We start from the raw sequence: 19,917 nt of genomic DNA on the forward strand, positions 1-19,917 counted from the left end.
GAGATGTGGGAGGAGTTGCGGCCGCTCGGCCGCGACTCCTCCTCCGGGGGCTACCGCCGCTTCGCCTGGACCGGCGCGGACACCGACTGCCGCGCGTGGTTCCGGGCCCAGGCCGAGGCCCGCGGACTCGCCTACGAACTCGACCGCAACGGCAACCAGTGGGCCTGGCTCGGCGCCACCACCTACCGGGACGTGGCCCCCGGCGAGGCCGTCGTCACCGGCTCGCACCTGGACTCCGTCCCGGACGGCGGCGCCTTCGACGGCCCGCTGGGCGTGGTCTCCTCCTTCGCCGCCCTCGACGAACTGCGCGGGCGGGGAACGGAGTTCACCAAGCCGCTGGCGATCGTCAACTTCGGCGACGAGGAGGGCGCCCGCTTCGGGCTGGCCTGCGTCGGCTCCCGGCTGTCCGCCGGCGCCCTGACCACCGAGGCCGCGCACCGGCTGCGGGACGGCGACGGCGTCACCCTGCCGCAGGCCATGGAGCGCGCCGGCCACGACCCCGAGGCGATCGGCCCCGATCCGGAGCGGCTCGCCGCCATCGGGGCGTTCGTCGAACTCCACGTCGAGCAGGGCCGCGCCCTCGACCTGTCCGGGGACCCGGTCGGCATCGCCTCCGCCATCTGGCCGCACGGCCGCTGGCGGTTCGACTTCCGTGGCGAGGCCAACCACGCCGGCACCACGCGCCTGGAAGACCGCCGCGACCCGATGCTCTCCTACGCCGCGACCGTGCTCGCCGCCCGCGAGCAGGCCCGACTGGCCGGCGCCCTGGCCACCTTCGGGAAGATCAGCGTCGAACCGAACGGCGTCAACGCCATCCCCTCGCTGGTCCGCGGCTGGCTGGACGCCCGCGCCGCCGGCCAGGACACCCTGGACACCGTGATCACCGGCATCGAGCGGGCCGCCGCCGAACGGGCCGCCCGCGACGGCGTCGACCTCGACGTCGTGCGCGAGTCCTTCACCCCCGTCGTGGAGTTCCAGCACGCCCTGCGGGACGAACTGGGCGCCCTCCTCGGCAAGCAGGGCGAACGGCCGGTACCGGTCCTGGGCACCGGCGCCGGACACGACGCGGGTATTTTGTCCGCAACCGTCCCGACGGCCATGTTGTTCGTCCGCAACCCGACCGGCGTCTCACACTCGCCCGCCGAGAAGGCCGCCGAGGACGACTGCGTCGCCGGGGTCACCGCACTCGCCGACGTACTGGAGGGGCTGGCGTGCCGCTGACGCCCGAGGCAACACCGAAGACGTACTGGCTCGAACACGCCTGGCTCGGCTCGCACGTCGCCTCCGGCGTGGCTGTGGAGACGGCGGACGGCCGGATCACGGCCGTCCGCACCGACACCCCGACACCCCCGCCGGGCGCCGAGGCGCTCCGCGGCCTGACCCTCCCGGGCCTCGCCAACGCCCACAGCCACGCCTTCCACCGTGCCCTGCGCGGCTCCGTCCAGGTCGGCAGCGGCACCTTCTGGACCTGGCGCGACGTGATGTACGGCGTCGCCGACCGGCTCACCCCGGACAGCTACTACGCGCTCGCCCGCGCCGCCTACGCCGAGATGGCGCTCGCCGGCATCACCTGCGTCGGTGAGTTCCACTACCTGCACCACGCGCCCGGCGGCACCCGCTACGACGACCCCAACGCGATGGGCCGGGCGCTGCTCGCGGCCGCCGCCGACGCCGGCATCCGGATCACCCTGCTTGACACCGCCTACCTCTCCGCCGGCTTCGGCGACCCACCCAACCAGCACCAACTGCGCTTCTCCGACGGCACCGCGGACGCCTGGGCGGAGCGCGCCGACGCGCTCAAGGGCGCCGAGCACGCCCGGATCGGCGCCGCGGTGCACTCCGTGCGGGCCGTCCCCGCCGGGGAGTTGGCCACCGTCGCCGACTGGGCCCGCCGGCAGCAGGCGCCCCTGCACGTCCACCTCTCCGAGCAGACCGCGGAGAACGACGCCTGCCGGGCGGCCCACGGCCGCACCCCCACCCAACTGCTCGCCGACCACGGGGTGCTGGGCCCGCGCACCACCGCCGTGCACGCCACCCACCTCACCGACGAGGACATCGCGCTGCTCGGCGGCAGCACCACCGGCGTGTGCATGTGCCCGACCACCGAACGGGACCTCGCCGACGGCATCGGCCCGGCCGTGGCGCTCCAGGAACAGGGCAGCCCGCTCTCCCTCGGCAGCGACAGCCACGCCGTCATCGACCTGCTCGAAGAGGCCCGCGCCATGGAGCTGAACGAGCGGCTGCGCACCCGCACCCGGGGCCACTGGACCGCCGCCGCCCTGCTGCGCGCCGCCACCGCCGACGGGCACGCCGCCCTGGGCTGGGACGACGCCGGCACCCTCACACCGGGGGCGCTCGCCGACCTCACCACGATCCGGCTGGACTCCGTACGCACCGCCGGACCGGTACCGCGACTGGGCGCCGAGACGGCCGTATTCGCCGCCACCGCGGCGGACGTGCGGCACACGGTCGTGGGCGGGCGGCACATCGTCCGCGACGGGACGCACACGCGCGTGCCCGACGTGCCCACCGCCCTCGCCGACGCCATCGCCGCCGTGCGCGGCTGACCCCCACCCCCACCCGGCCACCGCCGGCAGCCACCCCCAGCCGGCCCGGGCCCCGCCACCCGCGGACGAAGGAGAACACCCCCGCGATGACGACGACCTCCGCGCCGACCACCGCCATCACCCACATCGCCCAGCTCGTCACCAACGACCCCTCCCTCGGCGAAGGCCCCCTCGGTCTGATCCAGGACGCCGCGGTCGTCATCGACGGCGACCGCATCGCCTGGGTCGGTCCCTCCAGCAAAGCACCGGCCACTGACAACGCCGTCGACGCGGCCGGCCGGGCGGGCCTGCCCGGCTTCGTCGACTCCCACTCCCACCTGGTCTTCGCCGGCGACCGCACGGCCGAGTTCAACGCCCGGATGTCCGGCCGCCCCTACTCCGCCGGCGGCATCCGCACCACCGTCGCCGCCACCCGCGCCGCCAGCGACGACGCCCTGCACGCCAACGTCGCCCGCTACCTCGCCGAGGGCCTGCGCCAGGGCACCACCACCCAGGAGACCAAGTCCGGTTACGGCCTGACCGTCGAGGACGAGGCCCGCGCGCTGCGTATCGCCGCCGCCCACACCGACGAGGTCACCTTCCTCGGCGCGCACATCGTCTCGCCCGACTACGCCGACGACCCGGCCGGCTACGTCGACCTGGTCACCGGACCGATGCTGGACGCCTGCGCCCCGCACGCCCGTTGGGTCGACGTCTTCTGCGAGCGGGGCGCCTTCGACGGCGACCAGGCGCGCGCCATCCTCACCGCCGGCAAGGCCAAGGGCCTGGTGCCCCGGGTGCACGCCAACCAACTCGGCCACGGCCCCGGCGTGCAGCTCGCCGTCGAGGTCGGCGCCGCCTCCGCCGACCACTGTACCCACCTCACCTACGCCGACATCGACGCCCTGGCCCAGTCGGACACCGTCGCCACGCTCCTGCCGGGCGCCGAGTTCTCCACCCGCGCCCAGTGGCCCGACGCCCGTCCGCTGCTCGACGCCGGCGCCACCGTCGCGCTCTCCACCGACTGCAACCCCGGCTCGTCCTTCACCAGCTCGATGCCGTTCTGCATCGCGCTGGCCGTGCGCGACATGGGGATGACGCCGGACGAGGCGGTGTGGTCGGCGACCGCGGGCGGCGCCCGGGCGCTGCGCCGCGACGACGTCGGCCGGATCAGCCCCGGCGCCCGCGCCGACCTGCTCCTGCTGGACGCCCCGTCCCACGTCCACCTCGCCTACCGTCCGGGCGTGCCGCTGGTCACCGACGTCTGGCACCGCGGCGTGCGCCTCTGACGCCTTCTGACGCCTTCTGGCGCCGCTGTGACGCCGTCCGGGGCGGGGGACGCCCCGGACGCACTGGGGGCCCGTCCCGGACGATTCCGGGGCGGGCCCTCGTGTGCACGGGCGTCAGCCGGCCTCGGGGGCCGGCGCCGACCGCGGGGTCACTCCTCGATCATCAGGCCCTTGCGGAGCCGGACGAGGGTGCGGGAGAGCAGACGGGAGACGTGCATCTGCGAAATGCCCAGCTCGTCGCCGATCTCGGACTGCGTCATGTTGGCGACGAACCGCAGGGAGAGGATCTTCCGGTCCCGGGACGGGAGTTCGGCGATCAGCGGCTTCAACGACTCGACGTATTCGATGCCTTCGAGGCCGTGGTCCTCGTAACCGATCCGGTCCGCCAGCGCGCCTTCGCTGTCGTCCTCCTCGGGCTGGGCGTCCAGCGAGCTCGCGGTGTACGCGTTGCTCGCGGCCATCCCTTCGACGACCTCGTCCTTGGTGATCCCGAGGCGTTCGGCGAGTTCGCCGACCGTGGGTGACCGGTCCAGCTTCTGCGCCAGTTCGTCGCCCGCCTTCGCCAGGTCCAGGCGGAGTTCCTGCAGACGTCGCGGAACCCGCACCGACCAGCTGGTGTCGCGGAAGAAACGCTTGATCTCGCCGACGATGGTCGGCATCGCGAACGTCGGGAATTCCACGCCGCGGCTGAGCTCGAAACGGTCGATGGCCTTGATCAGACCGATGGTGCCGACCTGGACGATGTCCTCCATCGGCTCACTGCGGGAACGGAACCGGGAGGCCGCGAACTTCACCAGGGCGAGGTTCAGCTCGACCAGGGTGTTGCGGACGTACGCGTATTCGTGCGTGCCTTCTTCCAGCGTTTCCAGCCGCTCGAAGAGAGTTTTCGACAGCGCCCTGGCATCCACCGGACCCACTTCGTCGAACGGCGGGATCTCGGGCAGGTCGTCGAGCTCGGGCACGCTCGCCGGCTCGGTTGCCGCGGCATGCTTCTGGGAAGGAATGTGACCGGTCGCATCGGACCGGGGTGTCGACGAAGCGGTTCGCTGCTCGTCCTCGATACGCAATTCGTCGAGCCGGGGTGACATGTGTCTCCTCCATCGTTCTCGGCATATGGCTGCCGAAGCCTCTGCATGAAGCTGCGGTGTGCGGCGCCTCCAAAGCCGGCCGTTTCGAATGTGTCCTTCTACGCCTACCTGGCTTCGCCGGAAGAAGGCAAGTGCGTGTTGTCCGCAATCTGGCGCTATGCCCTTTCTGCGGCTACCGGCGAACGTCAGGAAGGCGTAGGGTTCGACCCGCGCAGTCATAAGCAATGTCGTCACCAAAACAGTCGTCTAGGCAGCAAGAGGGGTGCGCTCGGATGGACCGCGGGACGGTCGGCAGTGCGAGCCGTGGTCGGCTTCACGTCGAGATCCGCCATCACGGCGCCAGTGCGGTGGTGACGGTCGCCGGTGAGCTGGATCACCACACCGCGGATCTGTTGCGGGAATCACTGGAAGGCTGCATCGACGACGGTTATGCACGCCTCGTGGTGGACTGCTCACCCCTGGAATTCATGGACTCCACCGGGCTGAACGTCTTGCTCGGCGCCCGGCTGAAAGCCGAGGCCGCGGGCGGCGGCGTCCATCTGGCCGGGATGCAATCGGTGGTGGCCCGGGTCTTCGAGATCACCGGCGCGGAGGCGGTTTTCACGGTGCACGACTCGCTCGAAGCGGCCCTGGCCGACTGACCGGACGCGAAGCCCGGACGGCTCCGATCCGGGCGCGTAGTCGGCGTCACAACTTCCGTTCCCAAGAAGTGGGTGTTCTCACGGTCCGGTCGGGCAGGAGACACCTGAATCCGTTGAATCAGTCAGGTATCTGTTGTCCGTGAACAGGCGAATCGGTGAGGTGAAGCGCTGATGAGCACCACCCGGCCGTACCCGCCGGGCGATCTTGGCCCGGAGCCGGGCGGCGCCGGCGCTTCCGCTCCCGTCCCCACAGGTCAGATCCGTCGGCTGCGCCTGGCCGGCACCCGGGGCGCCGTGGCCCGGGCCCGCGACTTCGCCCGGGAGGCGCTGAACGACTGGGGCTGGCTGCCGGCCGCCACCGCCGACCAGCGGGCCGCGGCCGAGGACGTGCTGCTCGTCGTCTCCGAGCTGGTCACCAACGCCTGCCTGCACGCCGAGGGCCCCGAGGAGCTCCGGCTGCGCTGCGCCGCGAAGGTGCTCCGCCTGGAGGTCAGCGACCTGGGTGCGGGCTCCCCGTCGCCGCGCAGCCCGCACCGCCCCGGACGCCCGGGCGGCCACGGCATGTTCATCGTGCAGCGGCTGTGCCTGGACTGGGGCGTGGTGCGCAACGCCGACGGTGCCGGCAAGACCGTCTGGGCGGAGCTGGCCGCACCCTCCTGAAGGGGCGGCGGACGAGCGGAAGGCGAGCGCGGGCCCACGGGCCCGCGCTTCGTCGTGTCCGGGGCCGCCTCCGGCCCGGGGCGCGGCCGGGGCGGACGCCGTCCCGTGGGCGGATCCGGTCGCCGCCGCGCATCGGGGCTGTGCTGTGCCTTCCCTCGACACCCTCCCGGGCGTACCTTGAGCGCCCAATCTGATGTGCCGTCAGTAACATCCGGCGGCGCGTACCCGGGAGAAGGGGAACTCAAGGTGGCCCGCTTCCACGCACAACACGGCAGGCGGCCGCGGCGGGCGGCCGGGCTGGCCGCGGCCGCGGTCATGGCGGCCGGTTCCGCGGTGCTGTTCACCGCGCCCGTCGCGCACGCCGAGGTCGTCGACGTCAACTACCAGTGCAAGACGCCGATCGGCAACAAGGGGGCGGTCTCGCCCATCGACATCAAGGGGACGCCCAGCGGCGGCTCGTACAAGCTCGTGATGTCGTTCCAGAAGGGCGTCTCCTCCAGCCCCGTCGAACTGGGCAAGGGGGCGATGAGCCCCAGCGCGGTGATCCAGTTGGGTGGCGCGGAGAGCGGCACGGTCGCGGTCAGCGGCCCGCCCAACGACCAGGCGATACCGGCCAACACCCCCATCAAGATCAGCGACTTGAGCGGCACGTACACCCCCAAGGCCAGCGGGAAGGTCACCTTCACGGCCTCCACGCTCACCATCAAGGCGCTGGGCACCACCACCACCTGCACACCGAGCAACCACCCCAAGCCGGCACTGACCCTGGACGTGAAGGGCAGCGGCGGTACGGGTGGCAGCGGCGGTTCCGGCGGTAGCGGGGGCTCCGCGGCGGCGGGCGGATCGACCGGCGGCGGCCAACTGCCGCAGACCGGACCGGCGGACTCCGCGATCGCCCTGGGCACCCTCGGCGGCACCGTGCTGCTGGCCGGCGCGGCCGGCGCGCTCTGGCTGACCCGCCGTCATCAACGGGCCTGACCTCCACCGGGAGCCGCCGATGCCGTTCCGACTCCGCACCGCGGCCGCCGGCGCCGTCCTCGCGGCCGCCGTCGTCCTGCCGTGCCCCGCGGTGGCCGCGGCCCGTCCGCCCGCCGCGGCGGCCGGGCCGTCCACCACCGCCGCACCCGGCTGGTCCGCGGCGCCGACCGGCACCGCCCGCACGTCCTTCTACCTGGAGGGGCCGGCGGGCAGCGCGCTCACCGACCGGCTGGCCGTGCGCAACCCGTCCGACCGGCCGCTGACCGTACGGCTGGCCGGCGACGGCGACGGGGGCGACGGTCAACGCGCCGGGGCGTGGCTCGCGTTCGGCACGACGCAGGTGACGGTTCCGCCGCGGACGCGGGCGAGTGTGCCGTTCACGGCGGCCGTGCCGCGCGCCGCCGCCCCCGGCAGCCACCCGGCCGCGCTCACCGTCACCGGTCCCGGCGCCCGGATCCGGATACCCGTCCGGCTGCGGGTGACCGGGCCGACGCTGTCCGCGCTCACCGTCGAACACGTCTCGGTGACCCGGCGGGGGAGCGCGGCGGTGATCCGGTACACCCTGGTCAACCGCGGGAACACCGAACTCCGACCACAGGTGGCGGTCCGCGCCGACGGCCTCTTCGGCACGCTGCTGCGCCGGCCCGCACGCCCCCTGCCGGACGTCCTGCCGCCCGGCGCCCGCATCGCCCGGACCGAGACCTGGTCCGATCCGCCCGCCCTGGACGCGGTGGACGTCACGCTCACCGCGACCGCGGCGGGCGGGGCGCAGGACACCGGCACCGCCGCATACACCGCAGTCCCCTGGGGGACGGGCGCCGCGGCGGCGCTCCTCCTGGCTGCCGGCGGGGGCGCCTGGGCGGTCCGTCGGCGCCGCGGGCGCAGCGGGCGGGCGGCGCCGACCGGCGACGACGGGGGCGGGCCCCCGCCCCACCGGCCCGGTGCCCGGGCGACCACCGGCACCGGACCGGCGAACGGGACCGGGACGCGTGGGGCGGCCGCAACGACCACGACGGGCACGACGAGCTCCACCACGACGGTCGCGAAGACGGGATCAGGGGTGCGCGGGTGAACGGCGAGAACGGTGAGAGCGGCGAGCACGCCGGGAACGGACGAGGCGGCGGGGCCGGCGCGGGCCGCGGGCCGGGCGCGCGGACGAGCGGAAGACGGGCCCCCGGGCGCCTCGGACGACGGTGCCGGCCGCCCGCCCTGCTCGCCGCCCTCGTCCTGGCCGTGCTCCCGGCCCTGCTGCCCGGCCTGCCGGCCCCCGCCGCGCACGCCGCCGCGGCCGGCGATCCGCCCTCCGCCGCGGTCTCCCAGAAGGAGGCGGGCGCCGGTGGCGACGTCACCGTCACCGGGCGGGGCTGGCGCCCGCACACCCTGCTGATGCTGCTGATCTGCGGCCAGAACATGATCGGCGGCACCAACGCGTGCGCCAACGCCGACGGGCGGACCGTCACCACCGACGACCGGGGCGCCTTCAGCAAGGCCCTGCCGGTCGCCGAACCGCCCAAACCCTGCCCCTGCGTGGTGCACGTGGCGACCGCGACCGGCCCGGCGGCCGCCGCGGACGCCGCGTTCAAGGTCGCCGGACACCCCGTCGCCCCGCTGCCGCAGGACGTGAGCGCCGGCCGGCTGGCCGTCCTCGCGCAGCCCCGGCTGACCGGCAGCAGCGGACTCCTCACCTGGTTCGGCGCCCCGCCGCAGCGCGAACTGACCGTCACCGTCGGCAACTTGGGCTCGGTACCGGCCAAGGACCCGGTCTTCCAGGTCGGCACCTCGCACGGCGTCTTCGCGCCCCAGTGGGAGGACCAGCAGTGGCGCGGGACCGTCCCCGCCGGGCAGAAGACCGAGGTCAGGCTCCCGGTGGAGCTGGCCGCCGGCGCGCACGGGGACTACCTGGTCTCCCTCAAGTACGGCGGCAAGGTGCTGGTCGAGCAGCCGTGGGAGGTCGGCCGGCCGTGGGGCGTGACGCTCTTCTGGCTGCTGCTGTGCCTGGTCGTCCCCACGGCGGTGTTCCGGATCGGGATGGCGGTCGTCGACCGCGTCCGCCCGCCCCGACCGGGCACCACCGTCCGCCCCCGAAGGGCGACGCACCGCCCGCACCCGCGGCGCACCGGCACGGGCCGGCAACAGGGCCGGCCGCGGAGCCGACACCAGGAACGACCCGGCACGGGCCCCGGCACCGCACCACCGGCCGGCACCACCGCCCTGCCGTGGTTCACCCAGGACACCGCACCGTCCACCACATCAACCGAAGGACCCCCGTCGAAAGGTTCCCCGTGATGACGTTGATGAGGCCGACCGGGCCCCCGAGGCCGACCGGACGGCGCAGGAGAGCGACCCTGGCCGCGACGGCCGCACTGGTGCTCGCGGGGGCGGGCGTGGTCACCGCCGCCGGGACCGCGCAGGCGGCGGACGTGGCGTACAAGACCGAGTGCCAGCCGCCGCCGATCTCGGGCCTGCCGCCCGTGGAGGGCACCACCAAGGTCGAGGTCACCGCGCCGGCGACCGCCAAGGTCGGCGACGCGGTCGAGGTGGTCTGGACGACGGTCCAGGCCGCCTCGCAGAACCCCGGCGTCCTCGACCTGGGCAAGGACACCGTCCAGCCGTCCGGCACGATCAAGGTCGCCGGGGCGCAGACCGGGGACCTGGCCGTGCAGGGTCCCCGGCAGAACCCGCCGATCCCGAAGAACAGCCCGATGAAGCTGTCCGTCATGAAGGGCACGCTGAAGCTCACCGCGCCGGGAGAGGTCACGCTGACGCCCGGCGCCTACACCATCAACGTCAACAAGCCGATCTCCACGGACACCAAGTGCACGCCCAAGGAGGCGGTGCAGCCGGCGGTCACCCTCAAGGTGACGGACGGCGGCGGTTCCGCCGGCGGCACCACGGGCAGCGGGGGGACGGGCAGCGGCGGCAGCACGGCCGGCGGAACGAGCTCCGGCACCGCCGGCTCCGGCGGCGCGACCACCGGCGGCTCCACCGGCTCCTCCGGCGGCTCCGGCACCAGCGGCGGCTCGGGTGGCTCGGGCGGCGACCCCGACGGCACCGCGTACAAGGGCAAGCAGGTACAGGTCCCCTACGCCTGCAAGACGCCCATCGGCGACAAGAAGGCCACCTCGCCGGTCCAGATCGACGGCGTCAAGAAGGGCGGCGGCTACGACCTGACGGTGCACTTCGCCAAGTCCGTCATGGACAGCCCCGCCGACATCCCCAAGGGGTCGGTCAAACCGTCGATGGACGTGAAGGTGGGCGGCGCCGACAAGGGCTCCGTCAAGGTCGAGGGGCCCACCAACGCCCAGCCCATCAAGTCCGGCCAACCCATCGAGATCCCCGACCTCAAGGGCACCTACAAGCCCGGCGCGAGCGGCAAGGCCACACTCACCCCGGGCGTCCTCACCGTCAACGCCCTCGGCACCACCACCACCTGCACCCCGGAGAAGGACCCCGGGGCCTCGCTCGCGCTCGACACCGCGGCCCAGCCCGGCGGCACCTCGGGCGGCTCGACCGGCGGGACGTCCAGCGGCGGCGGCACGGCAGGGACGGGCAGTGCGTCCGGCGGCAGCGGCAGCGCCGGCGGCCTCGCCCAGACCGGTGCGGACGACCACGGCGCGCTGACCGCCCTCGGCGTGCTCGCCGGCACCGTGCTCCTGCTCGGCGCCGCGGTCTTCACCTTCGCGCCGCGGCGACTGCGCCGCTGACGGCCCCGCGCCCTCAGGGCGAAGGCCCCTCAGGGCGAAGGCCCCTCAGGAAAAAGGGGAAGGGCCCGGCACGCACCAGCGCGCCGGGCCCTTGCCCACTACCGGGAACCGATCAGTGCACGTCGCCCATGAGCGGCGTGATCTTCTTGCGGTACATGAAGACCGCGACACCGGCCAGGACGGCGAGGGCGGCCTCGGTGACCAGCACGCCCACCCCGCTGAGGTCCGCACCCGCGATGGACACCAGGGAGATGACGCTGTCACCGGCGGTGACAGCGAGGAACCAGACGCCCATCATCTGGCTGGCGTACTTCTGCGGCGCCAGCTTGGTGGTCACCGACAGGCCGACCGGGGACAGGCACAGCTCACCCATCGTCTGCAGGCCGTAGACCGTGATCAGCCACATCGGGCTGACCTTGGTGCCGTCGGACGACATCGCGATCGGCAGCAGGAAGAAGAAGTACGAGGCGCCGATCAGCACCATCGCCATGGCGAACTTCACCGGGGTGCTGGGCTCGCGGTTGCGGCGGGCCAGCGCCATCCACGCCGAGGCGAAGACCGGGGCCAGGGCCAGCACCCACACCGGGTTGACCGACTGCATCCACGAGGACGGGAAGCCCAGGCCGAAGACGGTCTCCGCGGTGTTCTTCTCGGCGAAGACGCTCAGCGTCGAACCGGCCTGGTCGAAGATCATCCAGAAGACCGCGGCGGCGAAGAAGAACCACAGGTAGCCACTGACCTTGGCCTGCTCGGTGCTGCTCAGGTCCTTGTCCCGCTTGATGCGCAGCAGCACGAAGCAGGGGACGCAGATGCCGATGACGGCCAGCGGGACCAGGGCCCAGTTGAGCGTGAAGTGGCCGGTGCCGACGACGATGCCGTAGAAGACCGCGGCGACGACGGCCCAGATCAGGCCCTTGCGCAGCCAGCCGTTGCGCTCCGCGGCGGCCAGCGGGGTCGGCACCTGGCTGCTCTGCGGGTTGAGGTTCCGGGTGCCGATCAGGAACTGGATCAGACCCAGCGCCATACCGAGCGCCGCGGTGGCGAAGCCCAGGTGCCAGTTGATGCCCTGGCCGATGCCGCCGACGATGATCGGGGCGGCCATGGACCCGAGGTTGATGCTCATGTAGAAGACGGTGAAACCGCCGTCCCGGCGCGGGTCCTGCGGGCCGTCGTAGAGGTGGCCCACCATCGTGGAGATGTTGGACTTCAGCAGACCGGAGCCGCACGCCACCATCGCCAGGCCGACGAAGAAGGTCTGGCCCGGGATCGCCAGCACGATGTGGCCCGCGATGACCACGCACGAGCCGACGATCACCGTCTTGCGGGGGCCCCAGACGCGGTCGCCGAACCAACCGCCGGGCATGGCGAGCAGGTAGACCAGGGCCATGTAGACGGCGTAGATCGCCGTCGCGGAGGCGGCCGTCATGGCCAGTCCGCCGCCCTGGGAGCCCACCTTGGCGTCCGACCCGCCGGAGATCAGGTACAGGACGAGCAGGGCACGCATGCCGTAGAAGCTGAAGCGCTCCCACATCTCGGTCATGAAGAGAGTGGCCAGGCCGCGGGGGTGGCCGAAGAAGGTCTTGCCGCCGTTGACAGGGGTTCCCTGCTGGGCCGCGTCCTTCGTCAGGCTGGACGCCATGGTGGTTCCTTGCTGCTCGGGACGCGTCCGAGGGGTTCGGTATGCGCCCGGGTGGGGGATGACCGGCACCGGCGCCGCCCTGCCCGCCCTCACGTCCGGGAGGTTCGACCCACAGGAGGGGGCCGGCGGAAGGCCGAACACCGGGATCCACGCCCCCGTGCCGCAACAATGCGGCCGGCGGACCCGGTCGACAGGTCTTTCACTGTGTAAGGGACTGGGGATGCCAGTCCCGCACACAACAAGGACCGATGACGTCAGTTCTGCGCCTCGGGTCCTGGGGTTGTGCGTTGAACGTTCCGGACACCATACGTCCGCTCACCGGCCGGTTGGGAGTGGTGAGAGAACGCTCACACTGGCGTGGGGAACCGTCCGCAACCGCCTGTGCGACCGCGCCCGCACCCGTGCGCCCGCGGTCCGAGACGTGCGAGCGGGCGCGGAAACCGGCCCGCTGTCGCCCATCCGTGCTGGTCCGCCCCTGCCTGTCGATACATCGGACTACCATCGGCGCATGACCCGTGTACTGCTCGCCGAGGATGACGCGTCCATCTCGGAGCCGCTCGCCCGCGCCCTGCGCCGCGAGGGTTACGACGTCGAGGTGCGTGAGGACGGCCCGACGGCCCTCGACGCCGGTCTCCAGGGCAACATCGACCTCGTGGTCCTGGATCTGGGGCTGCCCGGCATGGACGGTCTCGAGGTCTGTCGCCGACTGCGCAACGAAGGCCATTCCTTCCCCATCCTGGTGCTGACCGCCCGCGCCGACGAGGTGGACACCGTCGTCGGGCTGGACGCCGGCGCCGACGACTACGTCACCAAGCCCTTCCGGCTCGCCGAGCTGCTCGCCCGGGTCCGGGCCCTGCTGCGCCGCGGCTCCACCGCCGAGCCCCAGCAGCCGCCGGCCACCCACGGCGTGCGGATCGACGTCGAGTCGCACCGCGCCTGGATGGGCGACGAGGAACTCCAGCTCACGGCGAAGGAGTTCGACCTGCTGCGGGTCCTGGTGCGGGACGCCGGCCGGGTCGTCACCCGCGACCAGCTCATGCGCGAGGTCTGGGACACCACCTGGTGGTCGTCCACCAAGACGCTGGACATGCACATCTCCTGGCTCCGCAAGAAGCTCGGGGACGACGCCGCCAACCCCCGGTACATCGCCACCGTCCGCGGGGTCGGCTTCCGCTTCGAAAAGAGCTAGGGGCCCGTGCGCCGCCGACTGATCAACTCCACGCTCGCCGTGGTGCTCGTCGTCATCGCCGTCTTCGGCGTCTCCCTGGTGATCGTCGAGACCCGCACCATCCAGTCCGGCGCACAGGAGAGCGTGGCCTCCGAGGCGGTCCGCCTGGTCGGCATAGTGGAGAGCCGACTGGGCAGCGGCGAGAAGATCACCCCGCAGATCCTTTCGGAGCAGATCACCGCCCACCGCTACGCCGAGATCACGGTCCCCGGCAAGCCGAAGATCGAGATCGGGCAGCGGCCGGTCGGCGACGTGATCGAGTCGGAGGTGCGCGGCGACCGCGGCGAATCGGTCCGGGTCCAGGAGTCCCGCTCCACGGTCAGCGCGGAGATCGGCCGGACCCTGCTGGTGATCCTGGCCGTCGCGCTGCTGGCGATCCTGGCGGCCGTGGTGCTCGCCGTCCGGCAGGCCCGCCGGCTCACCGCACCCCTCACCGACCTCGCCGAGACCGCCGAGCGGCTCGGCTCCGGCGACCCCCGGCCCCGCCACCGCCGTTACGGCGTCCAGGAACTGGACCGGGTCGCCGACGTGCTGGACGCCAGCGCCGAGCGGATCGCCCGGATGCTCACCGCCGAACGGCGGCTCGCCGCCGACGCCTCGCACCAGCTGCGCACCCCGCTGACCGCGCTGTCCATGCGGCTGGAGGAGATCACCCTCACCGACGACCCGGACACCGTCAAGGAAGAGGCCACCATCGCGCTGGCCCAGGTGGAGCGCCTGACGGACGTGGTGCAGCGGCTGCTGACCAACTCCCGGGACCCGCGCTCCGGCTCGGCGGTCGCCTTCGACCTCGACGAGGTGGTCAAGCAGCAGATCGAGGAGTGGCGCCCGGCCTACCGCAGCGCCGGACGGGCCATCGTCCGCTCCGGCAAGAAGAGCCTGCGGGCCGTCGGCACCCCCGGTGCGGTCGCCCAGGTGCTCGCCACCCTGATCGAGAACTCCCTGATGCACGGCGACGGCACGGTCGCCCTGCGCACCCGCGTCACCGGCAACCAGGCGGTCGTGGAGGTCACCGACGCCGGTCCCGGCGTCCCGCCGGACCTCGGCTCGCGGGTCTTCGAACGGACCGTCTCCGGCCGCAACTCCACCGGCCTGGGGCTCGCCGTCGCCCGTGACCTGGCCGAGGCGGACGGCGGCCGCCTGGAGCTGCTCCAGCAACACCCGCCGGTCTTCGCCCTCTTCCTGGCCCGGGAGGGCGAGCCCGCCGAGGAGTGAGCCCCCCGGACGGCGGGCGGGGCCTACTTCCGGGTGGTGCCGCTCGGCAGCCGGGAGCCGTCCGCCAGGAACGACTCGGCGGTCTGCACCGCCTCCCGGGCGGGCAGCGCCCGGAAGACCCAGGTGCGGTACGACCAGAAGCGGAAGAGCGTGGCGATCCCGATGCCGAGGAACTTGAAGACGTTGCTCTGCAGCGAGCTGTCCCAGCCGAAACCGTAGGTCGCGGCGTAGAGGATGCCGTTCTCGATGACCAGCCCGACCACGCTGAAGAGCAGGAACAGCGTCAGCTCGCGGGTCCGGCCGCGCTTGTCGCGGTCCCGGTAGGCGAAGTAGCGGTAGCCGACGTAGTTGGTGACCGTGGCCACCACCGTCGCCACGATGCTCGCCCGGACCACCGGCAGCTCGGTCTGGTGCCGGACGAGGTTGAAGACCGCGAAGTTCACCACGACGCCGGCCCCGCCGACGGCACCGAACTTCACGACTTCCCGGGTGAGCGCCTCCAGCCGCGACCGCAGCGCGCTCCGTTCACTCATGGTGATCGTTCAGCTCCCCGTCGTGGGCGGTAGGCGGGCCGGCGACCCGGTAGGCACCCTCATGCTAACCACGGCTCCTGTGCGGCGGTGCGCGGGCGGTCCGTCCCGCGACGGGGCGCACGAATGCGGTCACGGCGGGTGGGGCGCGGACCCCTCAGTCGACCGTGATCCGGAAGTTGAGGGCGCGCGCCCCGGGCTCGTCCGCCGCCCCGGTCGCGCACCGCCGGCACCGCAGCAACCGCAGGTCGGTGCGGCCCGGGTGGACGGCCTCGAAGTCCAGTGCGCGCGAGCCGCGGCCCGGGGACGGCTGCCCACCGGTCGCGGACGCCGGTGCGGCCTCCTCGCCGGTGGCCCGCAGAACGGCCGGATCCGGTCGCGGGGCGGCGACGATCCAGCGCTGGCCGTCCGCGGGGTCGTCGGGCACCTCGATGGTGAAGCGGTCGCCGGCGGAGACCTCGATCTCGGTGTCGCCGGGGCCGTACACCTCCGGCCCGGACAGTTCGCTGACCACCGTGTAGACGGCGATCAGCAGCGCGGCGACCGCGATGACGGTCACCAGCGCCCGGGAACTCCTCGTTATGTCGCCGCTCTCCATGCGGCCTCCCCCCATCACCGGGCCGGGGCGGAACCGCCCCGCCGCCGGTCCGGAACCTCACCGCGGTGGTCGATCTTCCCGATCGCCCTCGAACGCCTGCCCTCGGACGATCCTCCAACTCCGGGTCGGGTGCACGACTGTCGGGCGGCTACCCTGGGGGCGTGACGTTCCCGGTAGTCGGCATGGTCGGCGGCGGTCAGCTCGCCCGTATGACCCACGAGGCGGGTATCCCCCTCGGCATCAAGTTCAAGCTCCTCAGTGACACCCCGCAGGACTCGGCGGCGCAGGTGGTCAGCGAAGTCGTCATCGGCGACTACCGCGATCTGGACACCCTGCGCGCCTTCGCCCGCGGGTGCGACGTGATCACCTTTGATCACGAGCACGTCCCCACCGCGCACTTGCGGGCGTTGGAGGCCGAGGGCATTCCCGTCCGGCCCGGCCCGGACGCGTTGGTGCACGCCCAGGACAAGGGCGTGATGCGGGCCAAACTGGACGCCATCGGGGCGCCCTGCCCGCGCCACCGCATCGTGTCCGACCCCGCCGACGCGGCGCGCTTCGCGGCCGAGATCAGCGGGAGCGGCGCGGAGCACCTCGCCGAAGGAGAGTGGCCGGGCGACGACTCGGGCGGCTTCCCGGTGGTCCTGAAGACCGTCCGCGGCGGCTACGACGGCAAGGGCGTATGGGTCGTACGATCCTCCAACGAGGCGGCGGAACCCTTCCTCGCCGGCGTGCCCGTCCTGGCGGAGGAGAAGGTCCCCTTCGTCCGCGAACTCGCCGCCAACGTGGTCCGCTCCCCGCACGGCCAGGCCGTCGCCTACCCGGTCGTGGAGTCCGTCCAGGTCGACGGCGTCTGCGACACCGTGATCGCGCCGGCCCCCGACCTCTCCGACGACCTCTCCGCCCGCGCCCAGCAGCTCGCCCTGCGCATCGCCGACGAACTCGGCGTCGTCGGGCACCTCGCGGTCGAGCTGTTCGAGGTCCGGGCCGCCGACGGCACGCCCGCCGTCCTCGTCAACGAGCTGGCCATGCGCCCGCACAACTCCGGTCACTGGACCCAGGACGGCGCGATCACCTCGCAGTTCGCCAACCACGTCCGGGCCGTCCTCGACCTCCCGCTCGGCGACCCCCGCCCGCGCGCCCGTTGGACGGTGATGGCCAACGTGCTCGGCGGTGACTACCCGGACATGTATGCGGCCTACCTCCATTGCATGGCCCGTGATCCGCAGTTGAAGATTCACATGTACGGCAAGGACGTGAAGCCGGGCCGCAAGGTCGGGCACGTCAACACCTACGGCGACGACCTGGCGGACGTGCGTGAGCGCGCCGCGCACGCCGCCGGCTACCTGCGAGGAACGATCACGGAATGACAGCCCGCCCGGCGCCCGACCGCCACCCCTCGACGAGCGCTGACGCGCGCCCCTCCGACGCCCCCGTCGTCGGCATCGTCATGGGCTCCGACTCCGACTGGCCCGTCATGGAAGCCGCCGCCCAGGCCCTGGAAGAGTTCGAGATCCGCTACGAGGTCGACGTGGTCTCGGCCCACCGCATGCCGCACGAGATGGTCGCGTACGGCGAGCAGGCGGCCGGCCGCGGCCTCAAGACGATCATCGCCGGCGCCGGGGGAGCCGCCCACCTGCCCGGCATGCTCGCCTCCGTCACCCCCCTGCCGGTCATCGGCGTCCCCGTCCCGCTGAAGTACCTCGACGGCATGGACTCCCTGCTCTCCATCGTCCAGATGCCGGCCGGCGTCCCGGTCGCCACCGTCTCGGTCGGCGGCGCCCGCAACGCCGGACTGCTCGCCGCCCGGATGCTCGCCGCGCACGACCCCGAACTCCTCGCCCGCATGCGGGAGTTCCAGCAGGAACTGAACGAGCAGGCCACCGAGAAGGGCCGGCGGCTGCGCAACAAGGTCGCCGGATCCGCCGGGTTCGGCTTCGGGAGCGGCAAGTGACGGCCGCCCAGGACGCGGCGCGGGAACTCCTCACCGACTGGCCCGTCGTCGACGGCCACAACGACCTCCCCTGGGCCCTGCGCGAACAGGTCCGCTACGACCTCGACCAGCGCGACGTCGCCACCGACCAGAGCGCCAACCTGCACACCGACATCCCCCGGCTGCGGGCCGGCGGGGTCGGCGCACAGTTCTGGTCGGTGTACGTACGCTCCGACTACGCCGGCGACCACGCCGTCAGCGCCACCCTGGAGCAGATCGACGTCGTACACCAGCTGACCACCCGATACGCAGCCGACCTACGCCTGGCAACCACCGCCGACGACATGGAGGCCGCCCGCACCGAGGGCCGGATCGCCTCCCTCATGGGCGCCGAGGGCGGCCACTCGATCAACAACTCGCTGGCCACGCTGCGCGCCTTCCACGCCCTGGGCGTCCGCTACATGACGCTCACCCACAACGACAACAACGACTGGGCGGACTCGGCGACCGACACCCCACGCCACCACGGCCTGTCGGCCTTCGGCGAAGAGGTCGTCCGCGAGATGAACCGCTGCGGAATGCTCGTCGACCTCTCGCACGTCTCGCCCGACACCATGCGCGACGCGCTCCGGGTCAGCACCGCGCCGGTGATCTTCTCGCACTCCTCCGCCCGCGCGGTCTGCGACCACCCGCGCAACATCCCCGACGACGTCCTGGCCCAACTGCCCACCAACGGCGGCGTCGCGATGGCCACCTTCGTCCCCAAGTTCGTGCTGCCCGCGGCCGTCGAATGGACGCTGCGCGCCGACGAGAACATGCGCGCCCACGGCCTGCACCACCTCGACACCACCGCACAGGGCATGGCCGTCCAACGCGCCTTCGAAGCCGCCAACCCGCGCCCCACAGCCACCGCGGCCACCGTCGCCGACCACCTCGACCACATGCGCGAGGTCGCCGGCATCGACCACATCGGCATCGGCGGCGACTTCGACGGCACCGCCTTCACCCCCGCCGACCTGGCCGACGTCGCGGGCTACCCGAACCTCATCGCCGAACTCCTCGACCGCACCTGGTCGCCCACCGACATCGCCAAACTGACCTGGCAGAACGCCGTCCGCGTGCTCCGCGACGCGGAGTCCGTCGCCCGCACGGAACGGGATCGACGGGGGCCCTCGAACGTTACGCCCTAACGGGCGGTTTCCCCCACGTTGTTGGCTGTCCCGCCGTGGGGGTTGCCGTTTGCGCCTGGCGGCGCGGGCGTTGTCGGCTGTCCCGCCGTGGGTCGTCTCGCCGTTGCGCCTGCGGCGCGGGGCGTTGTCCGCTGCGCGGGGCTGTTGGGTGCGGTGACGGGCCTGCGGGGGTGGTGTGCAGGACTGCTGCGCTTTACGTCCTGCACACCACCCCCTCCGGCCCGTCCCCTCCCGTTGAGGGTGGGTTGAAAGACGGGTGGGTGGGGGCCGAGGGCCGGTGGGTCGGTGCTGGCCAGCACCGTTGACGCGCTCACACAGGTGAAACCTCTGGGTACGTCCATGCATGTGTATCCACGCCCACGGAGCCGCAGGAACCCACCAACACAAGCCCCAACCCTGCCCCTTTCCACCCACTCACGGGAGGGGTCGGGGTGGGGGGGGGGGGGGGGGGGGGGGGGGGGGGGGGGGGGCCCGGGGGCGCCCCCCCCCCCCCCCCCCCCCCCCCCCCCCCCCCCCCCCCCCCCCCGGCCCCCGCCCCCCCGGGGGGGGCGGGGCACGGCGGCGGCACCGAGGCGACCGGACGGCCGGCCCGGTCCCGGCTCCGCCCGGCTACTCGGCCTTGATCGCGGTGAGCACGTTGAGCCTCGCCGCCCGGCGTGCCGGCCACAGCGCGGCCAGGAC

18 protein-coding genes are annotated in these 19,917 nt (G+C 73.0%); 14 read left to right on the plus strand and 4 right to left on the minus strand.

Annotated elements, in window-relative coordinates:
• Positions 1 to 3: 3 nt before the first annotated feature.
• The 3 genes from ACLJT4_RS37665 to hutI all read left to right on the plus strand — a co-directional run bounded on the left by ACLJT4_RS37665 (position 4) and on the right by hutI (position 3,835).
• On the plus strand, positions 4 to 1,221 hold the full coding sequence (locus tag ACLJT4_RS37665; RefSeq protein WP_411129538.1) for an allantoate amidohydrolase: 1,218 nt from the start codon (positions 4 to 6) through the stop codon (positions 1,219 to 1,221).
• Entirely contained in the window at positions 1,212 to 2,567 is a 1,356-nt protein-coding gene (locus ACLJT4_RS37670; protein WP_411129510.1) for a formimidoylglutamate deiminase, read from the plus strand. The genes ACLJT4_RS37665 and ACLJT4_RS37670 overlap by 10 nt, the downstream gene beginning before the upstream one ends.
• Positions 2,568 to 2,653: 86 nt before the next feature.
• Entirely contained in the window at positions 2,654 to 3,835 is a 1,182-nt protein-coding gene (gene hutI / locus ACLJT4_RS37675) for an imidazolonepropionase (protein WP_020963685.1), read from the plus strand.
• Between the two features lie 149 nt (positions 3,836 to 3,984).
• Here the strand turns inward: hutI and ACLJT4_RS37680 are convergent, their stop codons facing one another.
• The gene (locus tag ACLJT4_RS37680; protein WP_411129511.1) at positions 3,985 to 4,923 is read right to left on the minus strand and encodes an RNA polymerase sigma factor SigF; all 939 of its coding nucleotides are present in this window, start codon (positions 4,921 to 4,923) and stop codon (positions 3,985 to 3,987) included.
• Positions 4,924 to 5,195: 272 nt separating this feature from the next.
• On the opposite strand from ACLJT4_RS37680, the gene ACLJT4_RS37685 reads away from it, so the two are divergent.
• From ACLJT4_RS37685 to ACLJT4_RS37710, 6 genes are all read left to right on the plus strand, one after another.
• A complete protein-coding gene (locus ACLJT4_RS37685; RefSeq protein WP_411129513.1) occupies positions 5,196 to 5,564 on the plus strand; it encodes an STAS domain-containing protein in 369 nt (122 codons plus the stop codon).
• A gap of 171 nt (positions 5,565 to 5,735) precedes the next feature.
• Positions 5,736 to 6,224, plus strand: coding sequence for an ATP-binding protein (locus ACLJT4_RS37690; RefSeq protein ID WP_411129515.1), 489 nt, complete (start codon positions 5,736 to 5,738; stop codon positions 6,222 to 6,224).
• A gap of 246 nt (positions 6,225 to 6,470) precedes the next feature.
• On the plus strand, positions 6,471 to 7,202 hold the full coding sequence (locus ACLJT4_RS37695; RefSeq protein WP_411129517.1) for an LPXTG cell wall anchor domain-containing protein: 732 nt from the start codon (positions 6,471 to 6,473) through the stop codon (positions 7,200 to 7,202).
• A gap of 19 nt (positions 7,203 to 7,221) precedes the next feature.
• Complete coding sequence (locus ACLJT4_RS37700; RefSeq protein WP_411129519.1) at positions 7,222 to 8,274, plus strand: hypothetical protein; 1,053 nt, start codon at positions 7,222 to 7,224, stop codon at positions 8,272 to 8,274.
• A 137-nt stretch (positions 8,275 to 8,411) separates the two neighbouring features.
• Positions 8,412 to 9,488: a hypothetical protein gene (locus tag ACLJT4_RS37705; RefSeq protein WP_411129540.1), complete on the plus strand. Its 1,077-nt coding sequence runs from the start codon at positions 8,412 to 8,414 to the stop codon at positions 9,486 to 9,488.
• Complete coding sequence (locus ACLJT4_RS37710) at positions 9,488 to 10,906, plus strand: hypothetical protein (protein WP_411129520.1); 1,419 nt, start codon at positions 9,488 to 9,490, stop codon at positions 10,904 to 10,906. The genes ACLJT4_RS37705 and ACLJT4_RS37710 overlap by 1 nt, the downstream gene beginning before the upstream one ends.
• A 112-nt stretch (positions 10,907 to 11,018) precedes the next feature.
• Here the strand turns inward: ACLJT4_RS37710 and ACLJT4_RS37715 are convergent, their stop codons facing one another.
• Complete coding sequence (locus tag ACLJT4_RS37715; RefSeq protein ID WP_411129522.1) at positions 11,019 to 12,545, minus strand: peptide MFS transporter; 1,527 nt, start codon at positions 12,543 to 12,545, stop codon at positions 11,019 to 11,021.
• A 508-nt stretch (positions 12,546 to 13,053) separates the two neighbouring features.
• Here ACLJT4_RS37715 and ACLJT4_RS37720 point away from each other — a divergent pair.
• Positions 13,054 to 13,734, plus strand: coding sequence for a response regulator transcription factor (locus ACLJT4_RS37720; protein ID WP_016575659.1), 681 nt, complete (start codon positions 13,054 to 13,056; stop codon positions 13,732 to 13,734).
• A 6-nt stretch (positions 13,735 to 13,740) separates the two neighbouring features.
• The gene (locus ACLJT4_RS37725) at positions 13,741 to 14,988 is read left to right on the plus strand and encodes an ATP-binding protein (protein ID WP_411129524.1); all 1,248 of its coding nucleotides are present in this window, start codon (positions 13,741 to 13,743) and stop codon (positions 14,986 to 14,988) included.
• A gap of 23 nt (positions 14,989 to 15,011) precedes the next feature.
• Here ACLJT4_RS37725 and ACLJT4_RS37730 read toward each other — a convergent pair whose 3' ends face one another.
• Together ACLJT4_RS37730 and ACLJT4_RS37735 are read right to left on the minus strand one after the other, a co-directional pair.
• Positions 15,012 to 15,521 carry a GtrA family protein gene (locus ACLJT4_RS37730; RefSeq protein ID WP_411129526.1) on the minus strand — a complete coding sequence of 170 codons (510 nt, stop codon included), beginning with the start codon at positions 15,519 to 15,521 and terminating at the stop codon, positions 15,012 to 15,014.
• A gap of 154 nt (positions 15,522 to 15,675) precedes the next feature.
• Complete coding sequence (locus tag ACLJT4_RS37735) at positions 15,676 to 16,116, minus strand: protease inhibitor I42 family protein (protein ID WP_411129528.1); 441 nt, start codon at positions 16,114 to 16,116, stop codon at positions 15,676 to 15,678.
• Positions 16,117 to 16,277: 161 nt separating this feature from the next.
• On the opposite strand from ACLJT4_RS37735, the gene ACLJT4_RS37740 reads away from it, so the two are divergent.
• From ACLJT4_RS37740 to ACLJT4_RS37750, 3 genes are read left to right on the plus strand one after another with little or no spacing between them, the layout of a single operon-like run.
• Positions 16,278 to 17,483: a 5-(carboxyamino)imidazole ribonucleotide synthase gene (locus tag ACLJT4_RS37740; RefSeq protein WP_411129530.1), complete on the plus strand. Its 1,206-nt coding sequence runs from the start codon at positions 16,278 to 16,280 to the stop codon at positions 17,481 to 17,483.
• Positions 17,480 to 18,067: a 5-(carboxyamino)imidazole ribonucleotide mutase gene (gene purE / locus ACLJT4_RS37745; RefSeq protein ID WP_016575654.1), complete on the plus strand. Its 588-nt coding sequence runs from the start codon at positions 17,480 to 17,482 to the stop codon at positions 18,065 to 18,067. The genes ACLJT4_RS37740 and purE overlap by 4 nt, the downstream gene beginning before the upstream one ends.
• Complete coding sequence (locus ACLJT4_RS37750) at positions 18,064 to 19,236, plus strand: dipeptidase (protein WP_411129532.1); 1,173 nt, start codon at positions 18,064 to 18,066, stop codon at positions 19,234 to 19,236. Before purE ends, ACLJT4_RS37750 begins: the two co-directional genes overlap by 4 nt.
• The last annotated feature ends 681 nt before the right edge of the window (positions 19,237 to 19,917 follow it).

Origin of the sequence: Streptomyces sp. x-19, assembly GCF_046549115.1 — a bacterium.
Lineage (GTDB): Bacteria > Actinomycetota > Actinomycetes > Streptomycetales > Streptomycetaceae > Streptomyces > Streptomyces albulus_C.

Excerpts from the sequence above, each read along its gene's own strand:
- ACLJT4_RS37665 (WP_411129538.1), top strand. The coding sequence starts at position 4 with ATGTGGGAGGAGTTGCGGCCGCTCGGCCGCGACTCCTCCTCCGGGGGC.
- hutI (WP_020963685.1), top strand. The coding sequence starts at position 2,654 with ATGACGACGACCTCCGCGCCGACCACCGCCATCACCCACATCGCCCAG.
- ACLJT4_RS37680 (WP_411129511.1), bottom strand. The coding sequence starts at position 4,923 with ATGTCACCCCGGCTCGACGAATTGCGTATCGAGGACGAGCAGCGAACC.
- ACLJT4_RS37685 (WP_411129513.1), top strand. The coding sequence starts at position 5,196 with ATGGACCGCGGGACGGTCGGCAGTGCGAGCCGTGGTCGGCTTCACGTC.
- ACLJT4_RS37690 (WP_411129515.1), top strand. The coding sequence starts at position 5,736 with ATGAGCACCACCCGGCCGTACCCGCCGGGCGATCTTGGCCCGGAGCCG.
- ACLJT4_RS37700 (WP_411129519.1), top strand. The coding sequence starts at position 7,222 with ATGCCGTTCCGACTCCGCACCGCGGCCGCCGGCGCCGTCCTCGCGGCC.
- ACLJT4_RS37710 (WP_411129520.1), top strand. The coding sequence starts at position 9,488 with ATGACGTTGATGAGGCCGACCGGGCCCCCGAGGCCGACCGGACGGCGC.
- ACLJT4_RS37715 (WP_411129522.1), bottom strand. The coding sequence starts at position 12,545 with ATGGCGTCCAGCCTGACGAAGGACGCGGCCCAGCAGGGAACCCCTGTC.
- ACLJT4_RS37720 (WP_016575659.1), top strand. The coding sequence starts at position 13,054 with ATGACCCGTGTACTGCTCGCCGAGGATGACGCGTCCATCTCGGAGCCG.
- ACLJT4_RS37730 (WP_411129526.1), bottom strand. The coding sequence starts at position 15,521 with ATGAGTGAACGGAGCGCGCTGCGGTCGCGGCTGGAGGCGCTCACCCGG.
- ACLJT4_RS37735 (WP_411129528.1), bottom strand. The coding sequence starts at position 16,116 with ATGGAGAGCGGCGACATAACGAGGAGTTCCCGGGCGCTGGTGACCGTC.
- purE (WP_016575654.1), top strand. The coding sequence starts at position 17,480 with ATGACAGCCCGCCCGGCGCCCGACCGCCACCCCTCGACGAGCGCTGAC.